General features: G+C 51.7%; 1 rRNA gene. It reads right to left on the bottom strand.

The features are described 5' to 3' along the window. Positions 1 to 11 precede the first annotated feature (11 nt). Positions 12 to 1,727, bottom strand: a 23S ribosomal RNA gene (locus V7R39_RS17660); the annotation flags it as partial.

Here is a 1,727-nt window from a genome sequence, read left to right on the forward strand (position 1 = left end):
TTGGGTGTTGTATGGTTAAGCCTCTCGGGCAATTAGTACAGGTTAGCTTAACGCCTTACAACGCTTCCACACCCTGCCTATCAACGTCATCGTCTATAACAACCCTTCCAGACCTTAAAGGTCAGGGATGACTCATCTCTGGGCCGGCTTCCCGCTTAGATGCTTTCAGCGGTTATCCGTTCCGAACGTAGCTACCGGGCAATGCCATTGGCATGACAACCCGAACACCAGCGGTTCGTCCACTCCGGTCCTCTCGTACTAGGAGCAGCTCCCATCAATCATCCAACGCCCACACCAGATAGGGACCGAACTGTCTCACGACGTTCTAAACCCAGCTCGCGTACCACTTTAAATGGCGAACAGCCATACCCTTGGGACCGACTTCAGCCCCAGGATGTGATGAGCCGACATCGAGGTGCCAAACACCGCCGTCGATATGAACTCTTGGGCGGTATCAGCCTGTTATCCCCGGAGTACCTTTTATCCGTTGAGCGATGGCCCTTCCATACAGAACCACCGGATCACTATGACCTACTTTCGTACCTGCTCGACGTGTCTGTCTCGCAGTTAAGCTAGCTTATGCCATTGCACTAACCTCACGATGTCCGACCGTGATTAGCTAACCTTCGTGCTCCTCCGTTACTATTTGGGAGGAGACCGCCCCAGTCAAACTACCCACCAGACACTGTCCACAACCCCGATAAGGGGCCTATGTTAGAACATCAAACGTACAAGGGTGGTATTTCAAGGACGGCTCCACACAATCTAGCGACTGTGCTTCGAAGCCTCCCACCTATCCTACACATGTAGGTTCAATGTTCAGTGCCAAGCTGTAGTAAAGGTTCACGGGGTCTTTCCGTCTAGGTGCGGGTACACAGCATCTTCACTGCGATTTCAATTTCACTGAGTCTCGGGTGGAGACAGCGTGGCCATGGTTACACCATTCGTGCAGGTCGGAACTTACCCGACAAGGAATTTCGCTACCTTAGGACCGTTATAGTTACGGCCGCCGTTTACCGGGGCTTCGATCAAGAGCTTCGCTTACGCTAACCCCATCAATTAACCTTCCGGCACCGGGCAGGTGTCACACCCTATACGTCCTCTTGCGAGTTTGCAGAGTGCTGTGTTTTTAATAAACAGTCCCAGCCACCTGGTCACTGCGGCCCTCATTCGCTCAAGGAGCAAGTCCTATCACAAACAAGGGCGTACCTTCTCCCGAAGTTACGGTACAATTTTGCCGAGTTCCTTCACCCGAGTTCTCTCAAGCGCCTTAGTATTCTCTACCTGACCACCTGTGTCGGTTTGGGGTACGGTTCATATAATCATAAGTTTAGAAGCTTTTCCTGGAAGCAGGGCATCAACAACTTCACTCCCTTGGGAGCTCGTCTCGTGTCTCGACTTTAAGCGTCCGGATTTACCTAAACGCTCGGCCTACACACTTTCACTTGGACTACCAACGCCAAGCTTGCCTAGCCTTCTCCGTCCCTCCATCACTGATTATACAAGTACGGAAATATTAATCCGTTTCCCATCGACTACGCATTTCTGCCTCGCCTTAGGGGCCGACTTACCCTGCCCTGATTAGCATGGGACAGGAAACCTTGGTCTTCCGGCGTGGGAGTTTTTCACTCCCATTATCGTTACTCATGTCAGCATTCGCACTTGTGATATGTCCAGCAAGCTTTACAACTCACCTTCATCCACTTACACAACGCTCCCCTACCCAG

This window comes from Alteromonas sp. P256 (genome assembly GCF_036864455.1).
In the GTDB taxonomy this organism is placed as follows: domain Bacteria; phylum Pseudomonadota; class Gammaproteobacteria; order Enterobacterales; family Alteromonadaceae; genus Alteromonas.